The organism is Moraxella sp., from assembly GCF_024227015.1.
GTDB lineage: Bacteria > Pseudomonadota > Gammaproteobacteria > Pseudomonadales > Moraxellaceae > Moraxella.
In genome coordinates, this window is record NZ_JAAELD010000377.1 from 1 (window position 1) to 624 (window position 624).

Sequence of the window (624 nt, forward strand, 5' to 3'; positions counted from 1 at the left end):
AGATATAAAAACGGCCACATGATGTGACCATTTTTGAAAATATGACATGACTATCGTAAAAGCATTAATACCCGTTCGGGTTATTGCTTTGCCAGCGCCATGTATCCTGCATCATCTCATCGATACCACGCTCTGCTTGCCAGCCAAGCTCTTTTAACGCTTTTTCTGGAGCTGCGTAGCAAGCTGCAATATCGCCCGCTCGACGCGGCGAAATTTGGTAAGGTACGGCTTGACCGCTGGCTTTCTCAAAAGCGGTAACCATCTGCAGTACTGAATAACCATTACCTGTGCCTAGGTTAAATACGTGCGCACCTGTATCACTTGCAATTCGGTTCAGCGCTTTTAAGTGACCTAATGCTAAATCGACGACATGGATATAGTCACGAACACCTGTACCATCTACAGTATCGTAATCATCCCCAAATACACCTAGCTTTTCTAGCTTACCCACAGCGACTTGCGAAATATAAGGTAATAAGTTGTTAGGAATACCATTTGGGTCTTCACCAATAAGACCAGATTCATGTGCGCCGACAGGGTTAAAGTAACGTAAGATAACAAAGGCAAAGCGTTCATCTGATTTTGCGATATCTTGCAGCATCATTTCCACCATAAGCTTTGATG

1 protein-coding gene is annotated in these 624 nt (G+C 43.9%); it reads right to left on the bottom strand.

Annotation, left to right across the window (positions count from 1 at the left end; translation table 11 throughout):
• Positions 1-64 precede the first annotated feature (64 nt).
• The coding region (locus tag GY683_RS08770) for an NAD-dependent epimerase/dehydratase family protein (protein WP_367274159.1) at positions 65-624 on the bottom strand (560 nt) is incomplete at its 5' end.